This window comes from Acinetobacter silvestris (genome assembly GCF_002135235.1).
Taxonomy (GTDB): Bacteria; Pseudomonadota; Gammaproteobacteria; order Pseudomonadales; family Moraxellaceae; genus Acinetobacter; species Acinetobacter silvestris.
On sequence record NZ_NEGB01000004.1, the window covers coordinates 64852 to 90253 of the forward strand.

The window sequence follows — 25402 nt, forward strand, 5'->3', positions numbered from 1 at the left end:
ATAGATTTAACATTTAAACTTTGTTCATAGTAGGAAAAATCGATGGAAGTTCGACAGCGTAGTTTGATGGCCGGTCTTTTAATGGCGACACTGGTGGTTGCACCTTTAGCAGAAGCTAAACGTGCAGGCGGCGGTAAAAGCCATGGTATGAGCAGATCTAACACATCTAGCCAATCTTATTCTCAACCTCGTCAAGCTACACCTGCCCAACAACCTGCTGCTCCTGCAACTGCACCACAAAAATCTGGTCCAGGCGTAGGTGGTATGGTCGCTGCTGGTGTTGCTGGTGCTGCGCTTGGTGCAGTTGCCGCAAATGCGATGGCAGATGACCATAAGCCAAATGCTCAAGCAGCAAGCGAAACTCAAGTTGCACAGCAACAAGAGGAAAAAAAGAGTGGAATCCCTAGTTGGATTTGGCTATTAATTATTGCTGCTGGCGCATTCTTTATCTTCCGTAAATTCGGCGCAAAAAAAAAATTAGCAAGCAATAATCCATTTGCACCAAATAGTGCAGGTCCTGGATCAGCACCTTTTGGTCAAGCGAATGCAACCCCACGTAATGCTGGCGGAAACACCAATATTTTTGGTCAATCTGTAGCTGGTGATGCACCAACTCAAGCACCATTTGGCAGTGCCTCTACTCAAAGTGGTAGCCAATTGCCAGATGGCACTGAACCTGCTGCATTTTTACGTATTGCTCGTCAACGTTTTAATCATATTCAGTCAATGAACACTGCCAGTAATATTGCTGAGATTCAGCGTTATTTAACACCCGATCTATACCAGTCAATGTATAACGATATTATGGCAAACCAAGATCAAGATGTTGCTGAGTTCTCGAACTTAAATGCCATGGTGATTAATTCATCTACTGAAAATAGCCAATATATTGTCAGTGTTCGCTTTACTGGTACTGTAAGTGAAGACCTCAATAGCCTTCCACAAGCATTTGCAGAAGTTTGGCACTTTGTAAAACCAGCAGGTTCTAGCCAAGATTGGTTAGTTGCTGGTATTCAACAAGAAAGCTAAGCCCTTCTCAATATAAAAAACCAGTGCTTCGTCACTGGTTTTTTATTGGCTATATCATTCTATTAATACCATATAAAATCATGCCTCATGCATTTAAAACTCCATAAACAACTTGATAAAAATTCACCTTCAAACTGCTCTATTTTTTATTTAAATACTTACTTTAGTACGAGTTATTAGATCTTTGATTACATCATAATAAGGTTTATAAATACCCAATTCTTATATTCATTAATTTACTTCAAGTATTCAATAGAGCTACTTCCCTATAAAATGATTAGCCCATAATTTAATTGGAATCGATAGAGTAAAAATTGAAATGAATCAAACTGAAAGCTGCTTATTTTCAATACCCTATACGTAATTTAAATATCCAAATAAACAGCCAGAATTTCTCGTTAAAAATATTGCATAAAAAAGCCCTGAATCATCAGAGCTTTTTTATAACTTAATCTTAACGTTGTGGAAGTGGAATATACTGAGAATCTGGGCTCTGTACCTTGCGTTCACCAACTTTGACACTTAAAGCAACAGTCTGCCCACCACGAATCACTTCGACATGAATAATTGAATTGGGTGCTTGTAATGCAACATAATTAATCAAGTGCGAGGTTGAAGTAATTACCTCATTATTCACCTTCATAATTTTATCACCAACTTTTAAGCCAGCCAAAGCAGCAGGACCACCTTTCAACACATCTGCAACGACAACGCCAGCCTCGCGCGGCTGTAATACATCATCTTGTTTTGGTGGAACTAAGCTAATACCTAACCAACCACGAATAACTCGACCATCTTTTAAAATCGAATTCATCACTTGTTGGCAAACTTTCGCAGGAATCGCAAAACCAATCCCTAAAGAACCACCCGACTGCGAGAAAATTGCTGTATTAACACCAATTAAATTCCCTGCAACATCAATCAGTGCCCCGCCTGAGTTACCAGGATTAATCGCAGCATCTGTCTGAATAAAATCTTCATAGGTGTTAATACCTAAATCTGAACGACCAGTTGCAGAAATAATCCCTTGTGTCACTGTTTGTCCAACGCCGAATGGATTACCAATCGCGAGAACAACATCACCTACTTCATTACCACTGAGTTTAAAAGGTAAAACTGGTAATTTATCCAGTTCAATTTTAATTACAGCCAAGTCAGTATCTGGGTCAGCTCCAATAACTTTCGCTTCTGCACGACGCCCATCTTGTAATGCCACAACAATTTGATCTGCCTGAGCAATCACATGGTTGTTGGTTAAGATATAACCATCCGGGCGAACAATCACACCAGAGCCTAAACTGTTTTCAGTTTGCCCCTGATTTTGATCAGGAATTTGATTACCAAAAAACTCTCTAAACGCAGGATCATTAAAAAGTGGATTGCTCTGTTTCACCTTTTGTAACGTGAAAATATTCACTACGGCTGGAGCAGCCACTTTAACCGCAGCACTATAAGACACCACACCACCTGTACGTGATGTACCCACCAAGGGTTCAACTTTTTCTGCAGGCATTTTAACGCCATCTGCAGCAACAGGTGCTTGAGGCTGATGCAATTTTTGCCATCCAATGAAGCTAGCAATAACGATAACCAGTAACACCCAGGGTAACCATGTAAAGGAGCGGCGCACTATATTTACCTCTAATTTTTTTAATTTATGAATAAAACTAATATTTTATCTATTGTAATCAAAATTTAAAAAGATAGATAAAAATCACGAAGAGTTTTGTTCAGCTTTAGTTACAATTCAAAATATGCTTTGATATGTTTAAGATAACTTATTATTTTTCAGGTAACTCATGGCTCAATTAATTGATATTTTAACATGGTGTAACCAAACCCTTAAAACACCAGAATTTAAAGATTATGCACCCAATGGTATACAAATCGAAGGGAAACCAGACGTCCATAAAATAGTATGTGCCGTCACAGCCTCACAAGATGCAATTGATGCTGCGATTGCGCAAAATGCAGACCTCTTATTGGTGCATCATGGTTATTTTTGGAAAGGTGAACCTTACCCAATTACCGGTATGCGTGGGAAGCGTATTAAGAGTTTAATTCAACAGGATATTTCGCTGCTTGCTTATCACCTTCCTTTAGACTCACATCCGACTTTAGGCAATAATGCTGCAATTGCTGAGATTTTAGCGCTAGAACAAATTGAAAATTTAGAGCCAAGTGAACGTAATCCAATTGGAAATATTGGTTATTTAAAACAAGCCATGTCACCTGATGACTTTAAGCAATATCTGACTGATCGTTTAGGTTTTGACACCATTCACTTACCTGCAAATAAAACATCAATTCAAAAAATTGGTTTCTGTACTGGTGCTGCACAAGACTTTATTACTCAAGCGGCTACAATGAATTGTGATGCATTTATTTCTGGTGAAGTCAGTGAGCGGACTTATTATGAAGCCAAAGAATTAGATATCCATTATTATGCCTGTGGACATCATGCAACTGAACGCTATGGTGTGCAACGATTGGCAAAAGCTATTTCAGAACAGTTCAATATTGAGTATAGTTATTTCGAACTCAACAATCCGATTTAATTGCTATACCGCGATTTTAACATTTTCTTTATGCGTATAAATTCAGCTTATATTGTGTATTGTTATTTAAAGTGATGCACAATTACCCGAATTTTCTATTACAATAAAGCCACTTAATGTTAAAACCCAGCTTCATGCAAGGAATTAAAAACATGACAACCATTACTTTACCTGTACTTCCATACGGTTATGATGACCTCGCTCCACACATTAGCAAAGAAACGCTTGAGTTTCACCATGACAAACACCACAACACCTATGTTGTTAACTTAAACAACCTCATTAAAGGCACAGACCTTGAAGGTAAATCTTTAGAAGAAATCATCAAAGCAGTTGCTGGTGATGCATCTAAAGCAGGTGTTTTCAATAATGCCGCACAAGTTTGGAACCACACGTTCTATTGGAACTGTATGGCTAAAAATGGTGGCGGTAAAGCAACTGGCACTTTAGCTGCTAAAATTGATGAAACTTTCGGTTCTTATGAAAAATTTGCTGAAGAGTTTGCAGCTGCGGCAACCACTCAATTTGGTTCAGGTTGGGCTTGGTTAGTTGCTGATAAAGTAAATGGCAACCTTTCTATCGTTAAAACTGCAAATGCAGATACGCCACTTGCTCACGGTCAAGTTGCAGTACTTACCATTGACGTTTGGGAACATGCTTATTACATCGATTTCCGTAATGCACGTCCTAAATACATCACGACTTTCTTAGAAAGCCTAGTAAACTGGGACTATGCAAATGCTAAATATGCTGGTCAAGAAGCTGGTGTAGAAAAATAAGCGATTCAGTTCGTTTAAAAATCACCCTTTATGGGTGATTTTTTATGGCAAAAATAAGTTCATTACAATTCCTATTTACAGCCACTTTTCATATCAAACACAATTTAAAATTATGAGTAATCATTTTAATGCTGAGCATTTTACTAATCGATGCTGCTTAAAAATATAAAAAGAATCAATATATAGACAATTATTTCAAGATTGAACAATAAAAAAACATTCAAGCAAAAAAACTGTTAATTTTGCTTGACCCCGTATGCTTTCATCCCTAGAATTCGCATCAGATTCTCCAATAGCTCAGTCGGTAGAGCGACGGACTGTTAATCCGCAGGTCCCTGGTTCGAGCCCAGGTTGGAGAGCCATCTATTCTTCCATAGCTCAGTCGGTAGAGCGACGGACTGTTAATCCGCAGGTCCCTGGTTCGAGCCCAGGTGGAAGAGCCAAGATTCTAAAAGCCCACTCTATTTGCAGTGGGCTTTTTTTATGCGAATAACCATCATGTAATCAATAAAACAAGCCCCACCTAAAATTTGGTAAAAGCGCTTACTTTGAAAACAGCTTAATCTTTTAAATTATACAAATACATACTCGAAGCACTTTTAAAGAGTACGAACTTCGCAATCTGAACAATACTCGGATCAGAATTTGTACATAAATCTTCAAACCCAACATCTGGATTTTCTCTAAATTTTAGAGTTGTGTTGATATCAAAATTTTGTGCCAACCTAAAACTCAAATTATCTTCTTTTAGATCAATTAAATAATCTAATCCATCTTTTTTGACGGAAGCGACCTCGGAATCTAAATCTAAATCACCCACATCCCCCAAAGGAATCCCAATAGCACCAGCTGCATAATCAGCATGCTCTTCAAACTCTTGTCGAGTTAATTCAGAAATTTCTGCACGTTGAAGCTGACTTTTTACCTCTATTTCATTATCTTTATAAAGTTCTTGCCAAAGTGAATCATCAATCATTTGCGTAAAGGATAATAATTGACACGGCTTTGCCACAACCGCCCCACTCACAGTCGCTTGTTCAGCATTTTTATCGGCATGATTCTTTTGCGAAGAACATGCTAGTAATTCAAATAATATGCATATCAACAAGAGCTTAAGTTTCATTGTTACCTAATTTTCGTCTACATTGATGACGAGCGATCAATTATTTAGCAAATAATACGTTTTTCTACGTAATCAATCAATTTCTACTTGACCTTATTGCTCTGCATCCCTAAAATCGCTCTCAGATTCTCCAATAGCTCAGTCGGTAGAGCGACGGACTGTTAATCCGCAGGTCCCTGGTTCGAGCCCAGGTTGGAGAGCCAAATTCTAAAAACCCACTCAAAAGAGTGGGTTTTTCTTATCTCATTGAAAGATAAATATCGTGGTTAATTTAAGCCAAATTACATTTTTAATTATTGGGTGTATTGCAAGCCTTGCCATACTCATCATCATCAATCTTGAAAAAATTAAATTTAAACGTGACATTCAAATTAATACCACTAAAAAAGAATATTACGCTAAGCCTGTCATTAGTAAATTTGAAATTAAAATGTTTGAACGCTTAAAAAAAGCTTGCCCAGAGCATCATGTTTTAGCACAGGTCGCTTTTAGTGCATTAATGACCAGTAACTACATGGCAACACGAAATAAGTTCAATCGAAAAGTAACAGATTTTGTGATCTTAAATCACCATCTTGATGTGGTATGCATTATCGAATTAGATGATCCCAGTCATGCTGGCAAAGGAAATGAAGATGCAAAACGTGATGCCATGCTACAAGAAGCTGGCTACACCGTACTCAGATACACCAACATCCCCACGGTTCGCCAACTCCAAAAAGATATCTATTGAAAAGGAGCCGAAGCTCCTTTTTTAAATTCATCTTTAGCTTGCTGGCATATATTGTTGAATAAATGCCACTAATTCGGGATTCTTTTTAACAATTGCTTGAGTATGTGTTGCATCAAGCACTGGTAAAAATTTGACATTCGTTCCTTGTGCTAACATCGCTTTATACATTGCTTCAGTCACAGGATAAGGAACACTCATATCTGCAGTGCCCTGAATAATCAAAATTGGTTTATCAATTTTCACTGTTGCAGGCTGACTTTCCTTCAAAAACTTCTGTATTTGAGCACTTGCATAGAACTTATCTTTATTTAAACCTGGATAATCCAATAAACGCTTAGTTGGATTTTCCGTTAAGAATGCCACGATATCTTTAGTAAAGCGGTAGCGTAAACTATCTTCAGGATGGTTGATTGGATCAGAACTACTTAAACACAAACCATTGTCACCATTTGTGCCTTCTGCCAATGCTGCAATATTTTGCGAGCGAACATCGTTAAAAATTTCACGATAATCAAAACCAGAATCAGAAGCTTTAATCCCGACAGCTGCAAATGCAGCATAGCTTAATAGCGTTGCATAGGCACCAATAGAACCATTTTCTGCGCGGTAAGCCAATGTCGCACCCGCAGCCAACTCTTTATTTTCAGCTGCTAACAATGCAGGTGGAGCTACATCAAATATAATTTTATCCAAGCTTGATGCAGGCGCTCCAGCCACTGCACCTTTATAGTTTAAATCTGCATTCGCATATTGTGCTGTTCCCAATGAAGCTTGACCACCCTGTGATTGACCAGCAGACATCCATTGTTTATTTAAGACATTACCATAATGATCTTGTGCTGCTTTAACCGCAGCTATCGCTGATTTAGCTTCGCTTTCAAGATGTAAATACGGATGAATACCAGGAACCCCCATTCCCTCATAATCAGGTGCAACAATCACATAACCAGCAGCGAGAAGACTTTTCGCTAAAGGATCTTTAAAATTAGTACCTAAAATATTATTCGTTGGAGCACAATCATCTGCAACACCAAGTGTTCCATGCTCCCACACTACAACTCGATAACCATCTTTAGGTTGTGCAACAGTAGGAAATAAGACCATTGCTGTGGCTTTTGCAGTCTTACCTTTTACATTCACCATGTTATAAGTCATAACTTTGATAGATGCCGCTTCTGCTAAGCTTTTATCAAATACATAATTTTTTTCAGAAATAAACGTCTGACTTGGTGTTACGCCCACGTAATCATCATTACTGTCATTACAAGCTGTTAAAAAGAAAATGGCAGAACAACTCATAGCCAACAATGATCTTTTAAGTATATGCTTCATTTTAACATCCTAGTTTTGTTCGATTTATGCTCTCTCCTTGAGAGCTTTACAATAAAAACACAATTCAATAAATAAGGCTATATTAAAACTAAGTTATTAAATTAAAAAACATTTGTATTTTATTTGGCTTTTTTTGTTTTTGTGAACAAATGCAATCATTTAAATCATTAGCTGAATAATTATTCACTTTATTCTTGTCAATTATTTAATGTCTAGAAAATTTAAGAATAAAAAAGCACCCCTTCGGATGCTTCTTTTTAAACTTAACTGGATGAAAAAGATACTGCTATACCAATAAAAATAATTAAGCCAACCCAACGATTATGACGAAATGCCCAAAAACAATGTTGTGGGTCACGATCACGAGTTTTTGTCCATTGGTAAATAAAATCAGCCACAACCATCAACAATGCAATTAAACCATATGGCACAAGTAAGTTTTCTAAATACAAAGCACAACCAATTAAAAATACACTCGTCGCCTGTAATATAGAAATAATTTCAATGTCATATTTACCAAAAAGTATCGCTGTGGATTTCACTCCAATTTTTAAATCATATTCCCGATCCGTAATCGCATATTGAGTGTCATAAGCCACGGTCCATGCCAAATTACCAAAGTACAATAACCAACAAGCCCAATCTAGCGGTTTGCCCATAGCTGTAAATGACATTGGAATACCCCAAGAAAATGCCATACCGAGCACCACTTGGGGTAAATGCGTATAACGCTTCATAAAGGGATAAATGAATGCAAGCAGCAAACCACCCAAAGCACAATAAAATGTTGCAATAGGTAGAAACAGTAAGGTACAAGCGCTTGCTGCAATTAATGCAATAAATACCCAGACCGCCTCTTTAGCGGAAATAACCCCTGTCGCCAATGGACGATTTTTCGTTCTTTCTACTTGCCCATCCACTTTTCGATCAGCAAAATCATTGATGGCACAACCGGCAGCACGCATAAAAATGGTACCCAATACCATTGCAATCAGTATAGTGAGATTTGGAATACCTTCAGCTGCAATCCATAATGCCCACATGGTGGGCCAAAAAACAAGTTCTGTGCCAATTGGTTTATCAAAACGACAAAGATAATAATAAGCTTCTAAACGTTCACGCCATGTAATTTGATGCGCCGTTGCCATAACAATCCTTAACTATATTGCTTCTCAGTCTTTTGCTTTGCAAGAAACTGCATGAATTCTGGTAAAAATGTTTCCTGAACAATAAATTTACAGCCGCGCCAAGTATAACAACTTTGCCGAGTCCAACCATCATCAAGCAAAATAACACGGCGCTGACACCGTGGATTAGTGCGTTGAAATAGAAACAATCCAATTGGTTTTTTACCAATGTGCTGAAATAGACGAGCTTTTGCTTGCAGACTTAAAATAGGAAAAATACTTTTCGCTTTGACCCAAGGCTGCTCTTCACAGCCATATAAATAACTCTCACGCACCCATGACGTATGCTGATGAGACATCCCCATCCACTTCGCATCAATAAAATTAAGGCGCTGAAAATGCTCCTTTACGGGCTGAACACTAAATTTCCCACCAGCTAAATCTGTGAGTTGCTGAGTTAATGAACCGGATGCATACAGCCATATTTTCAATTCAGCTGGAATCTGCTGCATAATTTAATCCACGCGATTAATCCGCATTGCTCTATAAAGTTTTTAATTCATCAATAATTTAATTGATTCAATTCAAGAAGCAATCTTTAACAATTATCAGTTTTTGCAATCACTTCAAATTTTCCCTGTGGTGTTTTCACTAAAATAAAACCCTCTGCGCTTAAATAGAAACTTTTAGGATAGTCATATTCTAGTGCAAGCTCAGGATTTTTAAGTGCTACGAACTCCGCTTGCTTATAACCTTCTGGGGTACGACTCACTTCAATATAAGTCACCTGAGAAAAATTGAGTTTAAAACCTTTATCGTGGTCTTTTGCATCAATCCAAGGATAAAAACTGGTGTACTTTTTACGTTGTGCCATATATTTGCAGGCTTAATTGCGATTCATAATAGTAATGATACAAAAAAACCCGCTGCAAGAGCGGGTTTTTTTACAGTAAATTCAGTTAAGAATTACAGGCTGTAGTACATATCAAATTCAACTGGGTGAGTTGTCGTGTTTAAACGACGAACTTCTTCAGTTTTAACTTCGATATATGCATCAAGCATATCTTTAGTGAATACGCCGCCTTTCAGCAAGTAGTCATGATCCACTTGAAGTGCTTCAAGCGCCATATCTAAGCTGTGTGCAACTGTCGGGATTTTCGCTTCTTCTTCAGGAGGAAGATCATACAAGTTTTTGTCAGCAGCTTCACCTGGGTGAATCTTGTTTTGAATACCGTCAAGACCAGCCATCAACAATGCCGCAAAACCTAAGTATGGGTTCATCATTGGATCTGGGAAACGCGCTTCAATACGTTTACCTTTAGGATTCGAAACGTAAGGAATACGAATAGATGCCGAACGGTTACGAGCTGAATATGCAAGCATAATTGGTGCTTCGTAATGTGGCACTAAACGCTTGTACGAGTTCGTTGATGGATTGGTAATTGCATTTAACGAACGCGCATGTTTAATCACACCACCGATAAAATACAATGCCATTTCAGAAAGACCTGCATATTCATCACCAGCAAACAAGTTCTTACCATCTTTTGAGATAGAGATGTGAACATGCATACCAGAACCATTGTCGCCAACCATTGGTTTAGGCATGAATGTCGCAGTTTTAGCATATTGATGCGCAACGTTCCAAACAGCATATTTAAACTGTTGTACTTCGTCCGCTTTACGAACCATCGTATTGAAGCTCACACCAATTTCTAATTGGCAAGATGCAACTTCATGGTGATGTACTTCTACACGGCCAGGGCCCATGATGTCTTCGATTTTTGCACACATTTCTGCACGCATATCATGTGAAGAATCCACTGGTGGAACTGGGAAGTAACCGCCTTTAACACGTGGACGGTGACCAGAGTTACCGCCTTCGTAATCTTTATTTGTAGACCAAGCCGCTTCTTCTGCGATTAATGTATGGCGCGCGCCAGACATATCGATTTCCCATTTCACTTCGTCAAATACGAAAAATTCTGGTTCAGGACCGAAGAATGCAGTATCGCCAATACCTGTAGATTTCAAATATTCTTCTGCACGACGAGCAATTGAGCGTGGGTCACGATCATAACCTTGACCTGTAGAAGGTTCAATAACATCACAAGTCACAACCACTGTTGCTTCGGCAAAAAACGGATCAAGGAAGCATGTTTCCGCATCTGGACGTAAAATCATGTCCGATGCTTCAATGCCTTTCCAACCTGTGATTGAAGAACCGTCAAACATTTTACCATCTTCAAAGGTATCTTCGTCGATTGTATCTGCAGGGTAAGTCACGTGTTGCTCTTTACCCTTAGTATCAGTAAAGCGAAAATCGACCCATTTTGCGCCACTTTCTTGGATGAGTTGAAGGACCTTGTTCGCCATGCTCATTGTGCTCCGATGATTTTTTGTTGCACGTGTTAAGTGCGTGTTAGTAGTTGGTATCTATTAAGCAAATCTCGTACCAACTTTCAAAAGAAATGCTAAAATATTGAATTCTATATTAGATTTAATGCAATACTTGAATATCTTTGTGCTTATTATACTGTGTGTACTTATAATTGCACCATATTCACACACACTTATCATGATAAATTATAAAAGCACCACAGGGGTGCCCTATTTTTGTGCAAACATACAATAATGTCATAAAATGGTGCTGAATTTATTTTATCCACCGACTGTTTTTAGTATATTTTTCTCAAGTAAAGTACTGATCATTCTATTTAGAATATATGGAAATAAAAACTCAATTAAGCATATTCAATTTCGGCACGCGCGATTAATGCTTCAACCATGAGAAGTACATCATCTTTTTCACGCGCATCCACAGCAAATATAGGCATAACATAATTATTCATCGACATCCAATCTCGATATTTTTTGAGTAACTGTTGTGGATCTTTATCGACATGGGTGATCCCCACAATGATATTATTTACATGTTTTTTAAATGCATGATGATAAAACTTTAAATCGTCGAGTGCTGTTTTACGAGAGTGATCAATTAAAATAACAGCGCCAATCGCACCTTTGCAAATGACTGCCCAAACAAAATCAAATCGATCTTGTCCAGGTGTACCATATAATCCAACAATGGTGCCATCATCCAGTTTGATTTCACCATAATCAATCCCTACGGTTGTCCAAGCTTTACTATGTGCTGTCTCATCTGTATTCACCGCTTCTGTAGAGAGCACAGAAATTTCAGATAATGATTTAATGGCTGCGGTTTTCCCTGCTCCCATTGTTCCACCAAATACAATTTTATATTTCTGTAAAATCAATTCAATACCCCTAGCTCAGTAATACATTTAAATATTCAATAAATGTGTGACTCGATTTTAAAGCCTTAGTTTTAATCTTAGCTTCCCAAAAAAACCTCGCAACACATTTTCAGAGGGCTTCTCTTCAATAATAAGCTGTGCTTCACTTTCATCAATTTCTTTCAACACATTTGCAAACAATGCCGCTGAAACAAACTTTTGAATGATTGGCATTGAAATACTTAACTTCTTTTCAATCTGAACCATACTAGCCCCCCTTTCAAAACAAGCGGCAATTTTAAAAATATCTTGACGGTCTTTTGCTGTACTTGGCTGTGGCCAATATTGCAACTTATAAAACACTTTGGAAGACGTATCTTTAATCACACTTTCAGATTTCCAAAGCGTATTCCACAACCAATAACGTAAATCAAGTCCTTGAATATCACTTACACTTTGCGCCATTTGCATCGTTGCATAGGTATAATTTAAAGTTGCATCTGTACTTTGAATGTTTTTACCTGTTTCCATCCAAACTTGCTCAGTTCGGGTATTCATCAACCCCATATTTCCGTAACTATCAAAAATTTGTAAATTACCATTTCGTTCATTCAAAAATTCTTGAACTACTTTATGAATATCAAGTGATTTAGCACGATATGCGATAACACGTTCTACCTTTGAACTTACTGGAACTTGTAAATACCGATCTTTAAACCATTTTCTAATTTCATCGCTTGCAATAAATGGTAAAAATAATTTATCACCGTTAATCTGGCCCGATTTATCATTACTATTGATTAATCTTAAATATGGAATTTTTTGAGTACCAACTAAATTTTGAATGGTAGGTGAAGCAAAAAACATATCATTTACAAGAAGAATATCTAATTTCGGGTCTGCTATATTTGCCCAATGAATATGAACCATATCATCATACATCAAATGAACTTTTTGCTTCATATTTTCAAGCACATTCAGGCTTAAGCCAAAAATAGCAATTCGTACTTCTTCTTTCATTTAGCCCCCTTTGCCTCTTAATTTATGTTAAAAATTAAATACTTATACTCAAAAAAGCAAAACAAAACACACGATATAAATGTGAATTTATTCTTTTATTTCAATTTTATTTTAAAAAATTAAGCTCAAAACTTAATTTTAATCCCCAATCGTATTCAACAACACAATAAATGTTTATATTTACAATCCACCCGTATTAAATATTATTTTGTTAATAAATTCAATTCACAAAACCCTAACTATCGTCGAATTTATAATACCTACAAAAAAAATGGATTTAAATATTCTTAATAATTAAATGAGAATGAGTATTCTATAAAAACTTCTTCTCAATATAACTTTTAATAAAAAAACTAAATATAAAATATTTTCTACGATCTATAAAATATATCCTATATATAACTTTAAATATTTTTCACCACTCAATTAGATAAAATCGATTTTATCATTATTTCAACTATTCAATATTTGCAGATCCAAAGATATATACCCTCTCATTTTTGAGAATGAGTCCTGCCCAAGCCCAATTTTCTTCATACACTTTAATTTAACAACTTGTTTGTCAATAATGGTGCAAAGCTGAGTGCCTTATGTTTTTACAACTGCCATGAGTAGCTACTCCTCAATTTTTTGGCATAAAAAAAGCACCCGATATAGGTACTAATAGAAAATTAATTTTGTGGTTACCAACCAATATGCCAAGACGTATCAAAAGTAACTTGATAAATCCCAGTATTAGGGTCTTGATCCAAATCAGGTGGTCGCGTGACGTAACAATCTCGCTTAATAGCCCGCCTCACCTTTTCGGCAATTATCAGCGCTTCGCTTTCATTGGTAGAAAATACGCTAAATTGATATGTAGGCTGATTATGATTTGAAGGCTCATCTAGATTATTGTCTACATCTCCACTGATGGTTAAAACAGCTACATCAACTTTGCTGTGATTCATTGTAAAAAATCTGATAAAGTAGCCGCATAACAAGCGGCTTTATTTTTGCCTGTTTGATTTAAATGTAAATTTCTCAAAGTGAGTAACAATGTGAGTAACATGAACACAGGTTATTACATACCACTTTTAAAAACAAAAGGTTAACCTCAACATGCTTCTAATGATCGACAATTACGACAGCTTTACTTATAACATCGTTCAATATTTTGGCGAGTTAAATCAAGAAGTAAAAGTTGTTCGCAATGATCAAATCTCATTAGAGGATATTGAGCGATGGCAACCGAAGTATTTAGTGATTGGTCCTGGTCCTTGCTCACCCTCTGAAGCTGGAATTTCTATTCCTGCTATTCAGCACTTTGCAGGGAAAATTCCTTTGCTCGGCGTCTGTCTAGGACACCAAGCCATTGGACAAGCTTTTGGTGGCGATATTATTCGCGCCAAAACAGTAATGCATGGTCGTTTATCCGATATGTATCACAGTGATAAAGGCATTTTCAGCAATTTACCTTCACCCTTTTCTGCAACGCGCTATCACTCTTTAGTGATTGATCAAGCGACACTGCCTGAATGTTTGGAGTTGACCTGCTGGACCAATCAAGCCGACGGCTCAATAGAGGAAATCATGGGTGTAAAACATAAGACATTGCCTGTTGAAGGTGTGCAGTTCCATCCTGAATCAATTTTGAGTCAACACGGTCATCAAATCTTTAAAAACTTTTTAGAAATTTACGCATAAGTGAACGGCATGGATATTCAACACGCTTTAAATAATATTACCAAAAACATTGAACTGACTCAGCCACAAATGGAAGAAGTCATGCGCACCATTATGCGTGGCGAAGCAACGGATGCACAAATAGGTGCTCTCATGATGGGACTCCGCTTAAAGGGTGAAAGTATTGATGAAATTACAGCTGCTGCACGTGTCATGCGTGAATTTGCCATTAAAATTGATGTCAGCGACATTCCATATTTAATTGATATTGTCGGTACAGGTGGTGATGGTCAAAACTTATTTAATGTTTCTACTGCCTCTGCGTTTGTGATAGCAGCAGCAGGTGCTACGATTGCAAAACACGGCAATCGCGGCGTTTCATCAAATTCAGGCTCATCTGACTTATTAGAAAAAGCTGGAATTAATCTTGACCTTTCAATGCAACAAACCGAACGTTGCATCCGTGAAATGGGCGTCGGCTTCCTATTTGCCCCCAATCATCATAAAGCAATGAAATATGCTGCTGGTCCACGTAAAGAATTGGGTTTTCGCAGTATTTTCAACTTACTTGGCCCGCTTACGAATCCGGCTGGAGTGCGTCGCTTTGTGATTGGCGTGTTTTCAAGTGAACTCTGTCGCCCAATAGCAGAAGTGTTAAAGCAACTGGGTGCAGAACATGTCATGGTGGTGCATTCTAAAGATGGTTTAGATGAAATTAGCTTGGCATCATCTACCTATGTTGCAGAGCTGAAAAATGGTGAAATTACCGAGTGGGTGATTAATCCTGAAGATGTTGATATTGAATCACAAACCTTAATGGGCTTAATGGTTGAAAATTCTGCTGAAAGTCTGGCACTGATTAAAGATGCTTTAGGCAAAAACAAATCAACGAAAGGTGAAAAAGCGGCCAGTATGATTGCACTCAATGCAGGTGCAGGAATCTATGTTTCAGGTCTCAGTAAGGACTATAAACAAGGTGTCGCTTTAGCACATGATATTATTTATGGCGGACAAGCATTAGAAAAAATGAGCGTGTTGTCTGAATTTACCAAAACACTGAAAGAATACGAAGCTTAAAGCTATATAGGAATAAATGTCATGGTAGATATCGCCAATACCATTTTAGGTAAAATTGTTGACCGTAAATACGAAGAGTTTGCTGCCCGTTTAAAACAACGTAGCTTAAAAGATGTCGAAGAACTGGCAAAGGCTGCGACACCTGTACGTGGTTTCGCGCATGCTTTAAATGCTAAACGCCCAGGCGTGATTGCGGAAATTAAAAAAGCATCGCCTTCTAAAGGGATTATTCGTGAAAACTTTAATCCAGCTGAAATTGCCCAGCAATATGAACAGGCAGGTGCAGCCTGTTTATCTGTCCTGACTGATGTGGATTTTTTCCAAGGTGCGGATGAAAACATTGCCATTGCTCGCCAACATTGCGCCCTTCCCGCACTGCGTAAAGATTTTCTAATTGATCCTTATGGTGTGATTGAAGCACGTGCATTACATGCGGACTGTATCCTTTTAATTGTAGCCAGCCTTTCTGATCAACAACTTGAAGAAATGTCGAAAACGGCGTTTGAACACAATTTAGATGTTCTGGTTGAAGTGCATGATGAAGCCGAACTTGAACGTGCTATGAAACTTTCAGAATGCTGTTTATTAGGCGTGAATAACCGTAATCTAAAAACTTTTGATGTTGATTTAAATACATCGCTACGTTTGAAAAAATTACTGGAGCCTTCACGTCTTTTAATCACTGAGAGCGGCATTGCAACACCAGAAGATGTGCGCCTGATGCAGGAACATGATATTCATGCTTTCCTTGTTGGTGAAAGCTTTATGAAACAACCTCGCCCTGATCATGCCTTTACAGCGTTATTCGGACAGCCACAATGCGTTTAAATGAAATTTTAAAATTAACTTTTGAGTTATGATTTAAGTTATGAGCAGTAATGATTCTTCGTTTTCAAAAGAACAGCAAAATCTTTTGAAAGCATTTAAAAAGCAAATCACTCATCCTCATTCTTCTAAAATTGCGGCACAACCTGAGCTTAAAAAAGCTCAGCTAACTGCAACGAATGAAGAACCCAATGATGCTGATTTATTTAAAAACGCTTTGCAGGGTGTAAAAGCATTCGATAATAGTAATATTGCCAAAGTCGTAAACTCACATGCCCATAAAAAACCTGATGCTAAAACTTTGGCGAAGCGAGCGGCTGCAGAAGGACTGCGTGATATAGATCATGCTGAACTTTCAGATACGCAAGCGATGCTTAATCCAGTCGCGAGCCAAGCGAGCTTAAGTTATCGTATTGCCACCTTACAACATAAGGTTTTTGAAGATTTAAAAGCGGGAAATTTGCGTTGGTATGAAGCTGTGGATTTACATGGCTGCACCGTTGAAGATGCACGTTCTGCTGTGTTACAGATTATTCAAATGGCCAAAGATGAAAATCAGAACGTCATTAAAATTGTGCATGGTAAAGGCCCGGAAGCCGTTTTAAAAACTTATGTGAATAGTTGGCTACGTCAACATCGGGATGTGCTTGCCTTTGTCAGTGCTCCTGAAAAACAGGGTGGTACTGGTGCAGTTTTAGTTTTACTCAAACGTGCCGAGAAAAATCCTAAATTTAATCCATAAATGGTATAGCTGTAAATCAATTAGAAATGCCTACTGCTGAATTAGTAGTCAGACTTTTTATGTTTTTCTGCTACAATGCCGTCCTTGTTCAATCAGTGTAAGTGAACACGTTTTATGTCTATGCAGCAATCCTACGCAAATATTTTAACTGCCGTTGGCGAGGACTTGAATCGTCCTGGCCTAAAAGATACGCCAATGCGTGCTGCTAAGGCGTTTTCGTATTTGACGTCTGGTTATAGCAAAACTTTGGAAGAAGTGACCAATAATGCGGTCTTCCCTTCCGATAACCATGAAATGGTTTTAGTTAAAAATATTGAGTTCTATTCGCTTTGTGAGCATCACCTACTGCCTTTCCATGGTCGTGTACATATTGCCTATTTACCTGAAGGTAATGTTTTAGGCTTATCTAAATTTGCACGCATTACGGAAATGTTCGCACGTCGTTTACAAATTCAGGAACAACTCACTCAGCAAATTGCTGAAGCTGTCGCGGAAGTAACCAAAGCACGTGGTGTTGCTGTTGTCATTGACTCTGCACATATGTGTATGATGATGCGTGGCGTAAGCAAACAGGAATCTACCACGCGTACAGTATCTTTTGTCGGTGAGTTTAAAACTGACCGAGATTCGCGTAGAGAGTTTTTACAGGCAGTACCTGAAGCCTATTAAGCTCTAAAGATGACCAAAAAGCTCTGATCCTTCAGAGCTTTTTTATGTGTCGATATTTGAAAATAGAATTTATTCTAAAGACCTGACAACCAATATCCAAAGTACAACGATAAAAAGTAGAGGTAATTTTTATGATCAACGATAACCATAGACCCGACACAATTTTGATTATTGGTGCAGGTATCGCGGGATTAGCGTGTGCACAAAAATTACAAGAGGCTGGTGAAAATGTCATTATTTTAGAAGCCAAAAAGAGAATTGGTGGTCGGATTCACTCGATCCAAGAAGATTGCCATATCTTTGATTTAGGGGCATCTTGGATACACGGTATTGAAAACAATCCCATCTGGGAAATCACTCAAAAGAACAATATCGCCACCACGGTATTTAATTATATGGATTCAAGCTATTACCATACCAATGGGCAAATACTTTCAGAGATAGAACAACAAGAATTCGAACTTTATATTAGAAAAGTAAGCCAACTTTTGACTGAGTCAAAACATCATTCAGCATTAGAAGCAATCAATGAGATTATGTCTTCACTTGAATATTCCGAAACTGTATTTCCTGAAAAACAACTCAAAAGCCTATTATTGAGTTTTTTTGAAAGACTTGCCAATGACCCCTTTGCGACAGACCTCAGCCAGCTTTCAGCACATTATGAAAAATATGAAGGCTATTTTGAAGGTGATGAAGTCATATTCCCTGAGGGATATATTCAAGTTATAGAAAGTATTTCAAAGAATCTTAATATTCACACGGATATTGAAATTCTACACATCACCCTAAAAGATGATCATATCGAACTGATAGATCAACACAACAGACGTTATCTGGGCTCACGAGTGATCGTGACAGTTCCATTAGGCGTATTAAAAAAAGATAAAATAGTATTTTCACCGCCGCTTCCCGCGCCTTATCTTAATGCAATACAGGATATTGGGTTTGGTTCATTCAATAAAGTTTTCTTGGAATTTGAAGAACCATTACCCTTTGATTTAGATAGAACATCAACCAGTATCAGTGATTTTTACTGGCAGGATGGACATTGGTTTAATCTATTAAATCTCACGAAAATTTATAATAAACCCATGTATCTCATGTTATTCGGTGGTACGCAGTCAGAATATATAGATCATGCAACCGATGCTGAAGTATGGAATTTTATCTATCAAGGTTTAAATCGTACTTTCTCCAACATCCCCAATACGCCTAAAAATATTATTATTACCCGCTGGGGAGCAGATCAACAAAGCTATGGTTCTTTTAGCTTTCCTACACCACTTCACACGACTGAACTGGTTAAAACATTAAACCAAGCTATTGAGAATCGTCTTTTCTTTACTGGAGAGCATTGCAGTTTAAAATATGCGGGTACTGTACATGGTGCATATTTAAATGCACTAGAAGTCAGTCAAAAAATATTAGATGACACAACTCAAAAGTGAATTCCTAATCCTTCCTAAATCCGTTATTTTATAGCACCTTTTATTGATACAATCGGCGCTTATAAAATCAAAAAAATCTCACATAGCCTAAACCTAACTTCATCCAATCTTTGCGCTGCTGTTGTTGATATTCCCAGTTCACTCGGAATGAACTCTGCTGATTAATTGAATACTGCAACATACTATTGAAACGAACATTCCATTGCTGTGAATCACTCCAATATGGCAGTTCCAGTTGTAGCAAACTATTAACTCGATCTGACCATACATTCTGACAACCAAGCGTCGGCCCAATTCCAATACGCCAACCTTGATCTAAAGCTTTGCCTGCTTGTAACTGGGTCTGTAACTCAGCAAAACACAAATGCTCGCGTTGATCATCTGCAAGGGTGTAACCCGACTGCCCCTTTAAGCTAAACACACCATGCTGATCATGCTCACTAAAATGACCATTACTTACAGCTTCTTGTTGCCATGCAATATTAAAACCCCAGGTTAATGGTGTTTTAAATGGTGTAATCGGATTATAAGAATTCACGCTAAGTAAATCGAGGTGCTCAAATTTGAGAGCATGATTACGCCATTGTACTGCCGCATCTAAAAATAAAAGTTGCGTACCCATTCTAAAACCACCTTGTGGATCTTTTAAATCATGATAAGCCTGTCGATGTCCAATTTGTACAAAATGATCGCCTTGTACTTCTCCTACATCAATTGACCAATTCCGTGCCGAATGCCCCTCTACAGGATTAACGTGTGGTCGTTGTGGTTCTAATCTTTGTTTATCAATTTGTAGCTGACTACGTAAACCAAGCAACTGTCTAAAACGTGGCTGAGCAAATTCTTGCGAGACTTGTCTAGCAACAAACTGTAAATATAAATCGTCATACGCCATTTCTAAAATTTTAGCGCGATCAATTGCAGTATAAGACTTTAATAAATCTGGCATATGTTGCGGTTCAGCTAAAGCAATTTGATGTGCTTGCTTCGCTAAATCAGCGCCATGTTGCTGAGCTTGAGATAACAATTGGGTTTCTAAAGCGGGGCGATATAAGGTTTCTTTAATCAAATGCTCTTGATCAATCGCTTTAATGGTATCTATAGGAATAGAGGCATAACTAAACTTTTGTTTTAGATTGGATTGTGGGCGGACTAAATCAATTAACCCCAATAAACGATAGGCGCAATTATCACTGACAAAATAATAGGGGAAACTAACCTTTTGCATTTCCCAAATATGTTTTACTAAAAATTGTGTTTCTTGAGGATTTAAATTGAGTTCATATTCCCATAAATCACGACTTTCAAAATCACCATATTCTTTGACCTTACGATAATATGGCATTAATGAATATTCACCGGGGTACTGCCCTGTTAAGCCTTTCCATGCATAGGACCAATTATCATCGCCCTTTACCGTCGCTGCATAATTGACCGCATAAGACACCAAATTGAGCTGTTTTTGATCTTTAGGGTCTAGCCGTAATAAAGTATGCCCGAACATCGAACTAGGATTACCCATAAAATCTGTTGCATAAATTAAAGTTACTTTATAGGGCTTAATTTGCCCAAACCATTGCTCAAATTCGGGACATGCAACTTGAGGTAACTGTGATTCTTGAATATTCAGTTGTTGCATCAACCATTGGCTGCGAGCTGGAAATTTACAGCGAATTGATTGATTCGGTTCAGCAGTTAAAAATAAGGCTTGAATATCTGCTTGAAGCTCATTTTTAATATTTTGACGACCATCGGATGCTAAAAAGTAACCACTATAATTAACTTCACTCTGTGCTGTATCTTCAGCATATAACAGCCTTTGCCAAGTAATATTTTTGTCCAGTTGTTTTTGTTCGGCAATTTTTAAATAATTTTGAAGATTCTCTGATTCGGCATGTACAGAAAATGTTAAAACAGTACTCATTACAGCACTACATAAAGCAAAATATTTCATTCACATCAACAATATTCAGAGTCATTTAGAAGATATAACTTAAAGAAAACCCTGCCATGTAGACAGGGTTGATTCGAGATTAAACGTAAGCTTTTAAAATTTGATCTTTCGTCATCACTTGTTGCAATGAAGCTAAAACCTGTAAAGAATTTTGATTATCCGTTGAATAAATATCGGCAAAATTTGCTTTACTCACCGCAAAGAAATGTGACTTATCTTCTGATTTAATATTCAGTAATTCTGCAAGTACATTCAAGCTTTCACCCTGACCTACTGCCATATCACGTGCTAATGATTCTGCATTTTCATTGGTGAATGTTACCACTTGCGCTGTCACTGTACCGCTACCACAGCCAAGTGTACCAAAGGTAATTCCCAACAATTGATTGGTAAAAATCCCATTGGTTGTTGCAGCTAAAATTTTCGGAATCACACCGCTTTTTCCAGCCCAAACTTGAGAACCGACACCACAACCGACATCTTTATCGGCCATCGCCATACTTGATGTCGCCGCAATCACTGCAGCAAGTGCTAATTTTTTTAACATGTATTATTCTCCAGATTTTAATTATGCATTTGTTTTACTGTCATCGTTCTACATTGTGTAATGTTTGATTACACTGTATAAAGATTTACCACATCCAGTATAAATAGCAAATCAAAATCTGACATAATTTTCTGCTTATTTTAGAGACCTCAAATACCAATTCCCTACTGAATCTCGCTTTCCTAATATTTTTAAGACCAAAACTAAGCTCAGTAATAACAATAAATACCAAGATCCTAATTTCCCCCAACCCACCATATGCCAAGCATCAACCTGACTTGGATACAGCCAGATTTTATAAAAAGTACTAATATTTTCAGCGATCCAAATGAGAAATGCCAACACCATTAAGATCGGCAATATCGGCAATTGAAAATGATGATGTTGTAACTCAAACCGAATTTTGGTTTGCCAAAAGATGAATATGCTCCAAATAAAAAGAAGATTTCGAAAATCTGGAATAAAAAATTTACTCATAAAATTAATATAAGAAAAAACGGCCAAACTAAGCATATTGAAAAAATGAGGCAATTTGACAAATGATACCTGATATAAGCGCAATGATCGGGCAAAAAAACTCCCTACCGCTGAGTACATAAATCCAGCAAACAAAGGTACGGTCATCAGTTTGAATACTGCAGGTTGTGGATATTGCCATGATGCAATATTGGGATGCGTCAGAAAAACCTCCATACCCATAGCCATCACATGGAATAACGCAATAACTTTAGCTTCTGCCCAAGACTCTAACTTCAGGTAGAGCAAACAGGCTTGAATAATCAAAGCGTAAAATAACAAATAATCATAGCGAAAAAAGCCATGATATTCATAACTTCCCATCGATGCAGTAACCACAAAAGCGACTAATAATAAAATGCCAAATAAGGCAGCAGATGCTGCCTTATAAAGAAATTCATAGAAGGATTTTAAATAGATCATGCTAAATAGACTTCAAAACTCAACCTAGATATTTAGCACTGTATTCATGCACTGTATCAATAAATGCTTTCGGACTCACAGGGTCAACCCACTGGGTAATACCATGACCTAAATTGGCAATATAACCCGTTTTTTCACCATTGGCATAAGCGTCGTCTAACATAAGTTTTACGGACTTTTCAATCATGGCCGTTGAACCATATAGAGTTGCAGGATCTAAGTTACCTTGTAAGGCAACGCGTCCATTCACTGTTTGACGGGCTACATTTAACGGCGTGGTCCAATCCAGACCTAATGCATCCGCACCTGTTGCAATCATCGGTTCTAACCATTGACCACCACCCTTGGTGAAAATAATGACAGGCACTTTACGCCCTTCATTTTCACGTTTTAAACCTGCAACAATTTTTTGCATGTAGTTCAATGAAAATTCTTGATATTGACGATGCGCCAAAGCCCCCCCCCAACTATCAAAAATCTGTACCGCTTGTGCACCTGCATCAATTTGCGCATTTAAATACTCAATCACTGCATCGGCTAAACGATCAAGTAATGCATGTAAAACTTCGGGTTGAGCGTACATCATTTGCTTGGTAAAGCGGAAATCTTTACTTGAGCCACCTTCAACCATATACGTCGCGAGGGTCCATGGACTTCCAGAAAAACCAATTAAAGGAACTTGCCCACCTAATGCCGAACGAATAGTCGAGACCGCATTCATGACATAATCTAAATCAGATTTGGCATTAAATTGAGGTAAATTGGCAACGTCCTGTTCTGTACGAATCGTTTTATGAAATTTAGGCCCTTCACCAGCTTCAAAATAAAGCCCCAAACCTAATGCATCTGGAATCGTTAAAATATCAGAAAATAAAATTGCAGCATCTAAATCGTAACGGCGTAAAGGCTGTAAAGTCACCTCACAAGCCAATTCAGTATTTTTACAAAGGGAAAGAAAATCACCCGCTTTTGCTCGTGTTTCTCGATATTCAGGTAAATATCGCCCTGCTTGACGCATCATCCATACTGGTGTGGTATCTACTGGCTCACGCAATAAGGCACGGAGAAAACGATCATTTTTTAAGGTCGTCATTTACTTTCCCAATCCAAATTTAAAATTCGATCCATCATAGCAAAAAGGCTTTAAATTTAGTAATTTCTCTAGCATAAAAAAAATTAGAATGTCTAATCAAAATTAAGTAATTACACAAAACAAATACTGCATCAGGGTGTATTTTCTGCAATACTTGTGCCGTTTCGAAATCTAGTATGAATAATTCTTAAGGTTGAATTACATGTTCGTTCGCTCAATTCTTGCTTTGAGTTTAAGCTGCATCCTTTCTGGTACAGTATTTGCTGCTTCTAATACTGCTGAGCAACCATTAAATCCTAAAAAAGTTGCGATTACTGCACCTGTGGAAGATCCGATTGATCCACTCGCAGTTGATAGTGCAAGTACCAGTGATGTCCAAATTTCTCAACAAGAGCAAAAAGACTTAAATCAAGCTGCTGATACATTACAAAATCTTGAAAAAACTGAAGATAAAACTGCTGATGTTGGTACTAAAGCAACAACAAGCACCCCAACAAATACAGCTGCACCGAAGGCATCTTGGACTTTAGATGGTCTAAATAATGCCGAATGGTATGAAAATATTGGTAAAGGTCAATTTCCTGTTTATGCCCGTGCACATGTCATGTTAAACAATGCACATGCTTCACCAGGTGCAATTGATGGTTCAAGTGGCATGAACACCCTAAAAGCGATTGCATCATTCCAGCAAATGAATGGTCTCAAAACTACAGGTGTTTTAACCAAAGAAACTTGGGATACCTTGCTTGCAAAACAAGGCAATAAACCAGCCTTTGTCGAATACACCATTACAGAAGCAGACCTTCAAGGTCCTTACGCTGCGTCGATTCCACATGATTATGCGTTACAAGCAAAAATGAAAGGCTTGTACTACACTCGTGTGACTGAAATGTTGGGTGAAAAATTCCACATGGATGAAGAGTTTTTAAAAAAATTAAATCCGAAAGCGACCTTTAAAAAAGCTGGTGAAAAAATCATTGTGACCAATATTCGCAATGAATTACCTGAAAACATTCATCTTATTGTTGCGCACAAAGGTGCGAAACAACTGTATTTATTTAATAGCCAAAACCAAATGGTTGGATCATTTCCTGCAACCATTGGTAGTTCAGACACACCATCACCAACGGGTACTTATAAAGTCACTGGTGTAGCAAAAAATCCTTGGTATAGTTACTCTCCAAGCAACTTTCTTCAAGGTAGTAATACCAAGCCACTGTCATTACCACCTGGCCCAAATGCACCCGTGGGTAACATTTGGATTGGTTTAAGTAAAAAATCATTTGGTATTCATGGTACACCGAATCCATCAGCAATTTCTAAAACAGCTTCACATGGTTGCATTCGTTTAACCAACTGGGATGCAAATGACCTCGGTAAGAAAGTGAAATCTGGAGTAACAGTTAAATTCTTAGAATAATTTAACTGTTTAAAAATTGTTAAAATAAAAAAGCCTACTTTAGAGTAGGCTTTTTTATTTGC

Annotated in this window: 25 protein-coding genes and 3 tRNA genes; 14 read left to right on the top strand and 14 right to left on the bottom strand. The window is 37.7% G+C overall.

What is annotated here, in order from left to right; all coding sequences use genetic code 11:
* Positions 1 to 42 precede the first annotated feature (42 nt).
* On the top strand, positions 43 to 1029 hold the full coding sequence (locus B9T28_RS08065) for a Tim44 domain-containing protein (RefSeq protein ID WP_086203478.1): 987 nt from the start codon (positions 43 to 45) through the stop codon (positions 1027 to 1029).
* 454 nt (positions 1030 to 1483) lie between these two features.
* Here the strand turns inward: B9T28_RS08065 and B9T28_RS08070 are convergent, their stop codons facing one another.
* Positions 1484 to 2659 carry a S1C family serine protease gene (locus B9T28_RS08070; RefSeq protein WP_086203479.1) on the bottom strand — a complete coding sequence of 392 codons (1176 nt, stop codon included), beginning with the start codon at positions 2657 to 2659 and terminating at the stop codon, positions 1484 to 1486.
* Between the two features lie 169 nt (positions 2660 to 2828).
* On the opposite strand from B9T28_RS08070, the gene B9T28_RS08075 reads away from it, so the two are divergent.
* The 4 genes from B9T28_RS08075 to B9T28_RS08090 all read left to right on the top strand — a co-directional run bounded on the left by B9T28_RS08075 (position 2829) and on the right by B9T28_RS08090 (position 4809).
* Entirely contained in the window at positions 2829 to 3587 is a 759-nt protein-coding gene (locus B9T28_RS08075) for a Nif3-like dinuclear metal center hexameric protein (RefSeq protein ID WP_086203480.1), read from the top strand.
* A 152-nt stretch (positions 3588 to 3739) separates the two neighbouring features.
* Positions 3740 to 4366, top strand: a complete 627-nt coding sequence (sodB, locus tag B9T28_RS08080; protein ID WP_086203481.1) for a superoxide dismutase SodB — start codon at positions 3740 to 3742, stop codon at positions 4364 to 4366.
* Between the two features lie 286 nt (positions 4367 to 4652).
* Positions 4653 to 4728: transfer RNA gene (locus B9T28_RS08085), tRNA-Asn, on the top strand.
* A 5-nt stretch (positions 4729 to 4733) separates the two neighbouring features.
* Positions 4734 to 4809: transfer RNA gene (locus B9T28_RS08090), tRNA-Asn, on the top strand.
* 116 nt (positions 4810 to 4925) lie between these two features.
* Here the strand turns inward: B9T28_RS08090 and B9T28_RS08095 are convergent.
* A complete protein-coding gene (locus tag B9T28_RS08095) occupies positions 4926 to 5489 on the bottom strand; it encodes a hypothetical protein (protein ID WP_086203482.1) in 564 nt (187 codons plus the stop codon).
* A 127-nt stretch (positions 5490 to 5616) separates the two neighbouring features.
* On the opposite strand from B9T28_RS08095, the gene B9T28_RS08100 reads away from it, so the two are divergent.
* Positions 5617 to 5692: transfer RNA gene (locus B9T28_RS08100), tRNA-Asn, on the top strand.
* Positions 5693 to 5835: 143 nt separating this feature from the next.
* Positions 5836 to 6222, top strand: a complete 387-nt coding sequence (locus tag B9T28_RS08105; protein WP_434057130.1) for a DUF2726 domain-containing protein — start codon at positions 5836 to 5838, stop codon at positions 6220 to 6222.
* 33 nt (positions 6223 to 6255) lie between these two features.
* Here the strand turns inward: B9T28_RS08105 and B9T28_RS08110 are convergent, their stop codons facing one another.
* From B9T28_RS08110 to B9T28_RS08145, 8 genes are all read right to left on the bottom strand, one after another.
* The gene (locus B9T28_RS08110) at positions 6256 to 7554 is read right to left on the bottom strand and encodes an alpha/beta hydrolase family protein (RefSeq protein ID WP_086203484.1); all 1299 of its coding nucleotides are present in this window, start codon (positions 7552 to 7554) and stop codon (positions 6256 to 6258) included.
* A gap of 263 nt (positions 7555 to 7817) precedes the next feature.
* The gene (gene ubiA / locus B9T28_RS08115; RefSeq protein ID WP_086203485.1) at positions 7818 to 8702 is read right to left on the bottom strand and encodes a 4-hydroxybenzoate octaprenyltransferase; all 885 of its coding nucleotides are present in this window, start codon (positions 8700 to 8702) and stop codon (positions 7818 to 7820) included.
* Between the two features lie 8 nt (positions 8703 to 8710).
* The gene (locus tag B9T28_RS08120; RefSeq protein WP_086203486.1) at positions 8711 to 9193 is read right to left on the bottom strand and encodes a chorismate--pyruvate lyase family protein; all 483 of its coding nucleotides are present in this window, start codon (positions 9191 to 9193) and stop codon (positions 8711 to 8713) included.
* An 86-nt stretch (positions 9194 to 9279) separates the two neighbouring features.
* Positions 9280 to 9555, bottom strand: coding sequence for a hypothetical protein (locus B9T28_RS08125; RefSeq protein ID WP_086203487.1), 276 nt, complete (start codon positions 9553 to 9555; stop codon positions 9280 to 9282).
* A 92-nt stretch (positions 9556 to 9647) separates the two neighbouring features.
* Entirely contained in the window at positions 9648 to 11063 is a 1416-nt protein-coding gene (gene glnA, locus B9T28_RS08130) for a type I glutamate--ammonia ligase (protein ID WP_171263482.1), read from the bottom strand.
* 362 nt (positions 11064 to 11425) lie between these two features.
* Positions 11426 to 11959, bottom strand: a complete 534-nt coding sequence (locus B9T28_RS08135) for a GTP-binding protein (protein WP_086203489.1) — start codon at positions 11957 to 11959, stop codon at positions 11426 to 11428.
* Between the two features lie 57 nt (positions 11960 to 12016).
* Complete coding sequence (locus tag B9T28_RS08140) at positions 12017 to 12958, bottom strand: hypothetical protein (RefSeq protein ID WP_086203490.1); 942 nt, start codon at positions 12956 to 12958, stop codon at positions 12017 to 12019.
* 683 nt (positions 12959 to 13641) lie between these two features.
* On the bottom strand, positions 13642 to 13908 hold the full coding sequence (locus B9T28_RS08145; protein ID WP_086203491.1) for a hypothetical protein: 267 nt from the start codon (positions 13906 to 13908) through the stop codon (positions 13642 to 13644).
* A 151-nt stretch (positions 13909 to 14059) separates the two neighbouring features.
* Here B9T28_RS08145 and B9T28_RS08150 point away from each other — a divergent pair, with 151 nt between their 5' ends.
* The 6 genes from B9T28_RS08150 (at position 14060) to B9T28_RS08175 (ending at position 19387) form a co-directional block, all read left to right on the top strand.
* The gene (locus B9T28_RS08150) at positions 14060 to 14644 is read left to right on the top strand and encodes an anthranilate synthase component II (RefSeq protein ID WP_086203492.1); all 585 of its coding nucleotides are present in this window, start codon (positions 14060 to 14062) and stop codon (positions 14642 to 14644) included.
* Positions 14645 to 14653: 9 nt separating this feature from the next.
* On the top strand, positions 14654 to 15700 hold the full coding sequence (trpD, locus tag B9T28_RS08155) for an anthranilate phosphoribosyltransferase (protein ID WP_086203493.1): 1047 nt from the start codon (positions 14654 to 14656) through the stop codon (positions 15698 to 15700).
* Positions 15701 to 15721: 21 nt separating this feature from the next.
* On the top strand, positions 15722 to 16528 hold the full coding sequence (gene trpC / locus B9T28_RS08160) for an indole-3-glycerol phosphate synthase TrpC (RefSeq protein ID WP_086203494.1): 807 nt from the start codon (positions 15722 to 15724) through the stop codon (positions 16526 to 16528).
* 40 nt (positions 16529 to 16568) lie between these two features.
* Positions 16569 to 17267, top strand: a complete 699-nt coding sequence (locus B9T28_RS08165; RefSeq protein ID WP_086203495.1) for a Smr/MutS family protein — start codon at positions 16569 to 16571, stop codon at positions 17265 to 17267.
* A 120-nt stretch (positions 17268 to 17387) separates the two neighbouring features.
* Entirely contained in the window at positions 17388 to 17936 is a 549-nt protein-coding gene (gene folE / locus B9T28_RS08170) for a GTP cyclohydrolase I FolE (protein ID WP_171263492.1), read from the top strand.
* A gap of 131 nt (positions 17937 to 18067) precedes the next feature.
* Positions 18068 to 19387, top strand: a complete 1320-nt coding sequence (locus B9T28_RS08175; RefSeq protein WP_086203497.1) for a flavin monoamine oxidase family protein — start codon at positions 18068 to 18070, stop codon at positions 19385 to 19387.
* A gap of 67 nt (positions 19388 to 19454) precedes the next feature.
* Here the strand turns inward: B9T28_RS08175 and B9T28_RS08180 are convergent, their stop codons facing one another.
* The 4 genes from B9T28_RS08180 to hemE form a co-directional block, all read right to left on the bottom strand.
* Positions 19455 to 21341 (bottom strand): Lnb N-terminal periplasmic domain-containing protein, encoded by a 1887-nt coding sequence (locus B9T28_RS08180; protein ID WP_086203498.1) that lies wholly within the window; start codon positions 21339 to 21341, stop codon positions 19455 to 19457.
* Between the two features lie 79 nt (positions 21342 to 21420).
* On the bottom strand, positions 21421 to 21888 hold the full coding sequence (locus tag B9T28_RS08185) for a DUF3015 family protein (protein ID WP_086203499.1): 468 nt from the start codon (positions 21886 to 21888) through the stop codon (positions 21421 to 21423).
* A gap of 135 nt (positions 21889 to 22023) precedes the next feature.
* Positions 22024 to 22827 (bottom strand): DUF817 family protein, encoded by an 804-nt coding sequence (locus B9T28_RS08190; protein ID WP_086203500.1) that lies wholly within the window; start codon positions 22825 to 22827, stop codon positions 22024 to 22026.
* Positions 22828 to 22846: 19 nt separating this feature from the next.
* A complete protein-coding gene (hemE, locus tag B9T28_RS08195; protein WP_086203501.1) occupies positions 22847 to 23920 on the bottom strand; it encodes a uroporphyrinogen decarboxylase in 1074 nt (357 codons plus the stop codon).
* A gap of 202 nt (positions 23921 to 24122) precedes the next feature.
* On the opposite strand from hemE, the gene B9T28_RS08200 reads away from it, so the two are divergent.
* On the top strand, positions 24123 to 25340 hold the full coding sequence (locus B9T28_RS08200) for a L,D-transpeptidase family protein (protein ID WP_086203502.1): 1218 nt from the start codon (positions 24123 to 24125) through the stop codon (positions 25338 to 25340).
* Positions 25341 to 25402 lie beyond the last annotated feature (62 nt).

Excerpts from the sequence above, each read along its gene's own strand:
- B9T28_RS08065 (WP_086203478.1), top strand. The coding sequence starts at position 43 with ATGGAAGTTCGACAGCGTAGTTTGATGGCCGGTCTTTTAATGGCGACA.
- B9T28_RS08075 (WP_086203480.1), top strand. The coding sequence starts at position 2,829 with ATGGCTCAATTAATTGATATTTTAACATGGTGTAACCAAACCCTTAAA.
- sodB (WP_086203481.1), top strand. The coding sequence starts at position 3,740 with ATGACAACCATTACTTTACCTGTACTTCCATACGGTTATGATGACCTC.
- B9T28_RS08095 (WP_086203482.1), bottom strand. The coding sequence starts at position 5,489 with ATGAAACTTAAGCTCTTGTTGATATGCATATTATTTGAATTACTAGCA.
- B9T28_RS08110 (WP_086203484.1), bottom strand. The coding sequence starts at position 7,554 with ATGAAGCATATACTTAAAAGATCATTGTTGGCTATGAGTTGTTCTGCC.
- ubiA (WP_086203485.1), bottom strand. The coding sequence starts at position 8,702 with ATGGCAACGGCGCATCAAATTACATGGCGTGAACGTTTAGAAGCTTAT.
- B9T28_RS08120 (WP_086203486.1), bottom strand. The coding sequence starts at position 9,193 with ATGCAGCAGATTCCAGCTGAATTGAAAATATGGCTGTATGCATCCGGT.
- B9T28_RS08125 (WP_086203487.1), bottom strand. The coding sequence starts at position 9,555 with ATGGCACAACGTAAAAAGTACACCAGTTTTTATCCTTGGATTGATGCA.
- glnA (WP_171263482.1), bottom strand. The coding sequence starts at position 11,063 with ATGAGCATGGCGAACAAGGTCCTTCAACTCATCCAAGAAAGTGGCGCA.
- B9T28_RS08140 (WP_086203490.1), bottom strand. The coding sequence starts at position 12,958 with ATGAAAGAAGAAGTACGAATTGCTATTTTTGGCTTAAGCCTGAATGTG.
- B9T28_RS08145 (WP_086203491.1), bottom strand. The coding sequence starts at position 13,908 with ATGAATCACAGCAAAGTTGATGTAGCTGTTTTAACCATCAGTGGAGAT.
- B9T28_RS08150 (WP_086203492.1), top strand. The coding sequence starts at position 14,060 with ATGCTTCTAATGATCGACAATTACGACAGCTTTACTTATAACATCGTT.
- trpD (WP_086203493.1), top strand. The coding sequence starts at position 14,654 with ATGGATATTCAACACGCTTTAAATAATATTACCAAAAACATTGAACTG.
- trpC (WP_086203494.1), top strand. The coding sequence starts at position 15,722 with ATGGTAGATATCGCCAATACCATTTTAGGTAAAATTGTTGACCGTAAA.
- B9T28_RS08165 (WP_086203495.1), top strand. The coding sequence starts at position 16,569 with ATGAGCAGTAATGATTCTTCGTTTTCAAAAGAACAGCAAAATCTTTTG.
- folE (WP_171263492.1), top strand. The coding sequence starts at position 17,388 with ATGCAGCAATCCTACGCAAATATTTTAACTGCCGTTGGCGAGGACTTG.
- B9T28_RS08175 (WP_086203497.1), top strand. The coding sequence starts at position 18,068 with ATGATCAACGATAACCATAGACCCGACACAATTTTGATTATTGGTGCA.
- B9T28_RS08180 (WP_086203498.1), bottom strand. The coding sequence starts at position 21,341 with ATGAAATATTTTGCTTTATGTAGTGCTGTAATGAGTACTGTTTTAACA.
- B9T28_RS08185 (WP_086203499.1), bottom strand. The coding sequence starts at position 21,888 with ATGTTAAAAAAATTAGCACTTGCTGCAGTGATTGCGGCGACATCAAGT.
- B9T28_RS08190 (WP_086203500.1), bottom strand. The coding sequence starts at position 22,827 with ATGATCTATTTAAAATCCTTCTATGAATTTCTTTATAAGGCAGCATCT.
- hemE (WP_086203501.1), bottom strand. The coding sequence starts at position 23,920 with ATGACGACCTTAAAAAATGATCGTTTTCTCCGTGCCTTATTGCGTGAG.
- B9T28_RS08200 (WP_086203502.1), top strand. The coding sequence starts at position 24,123 with ATGTTCGTTCGCTCAATTCTTGCTTTGAGTTTAAGCTGCATCCTTTCT.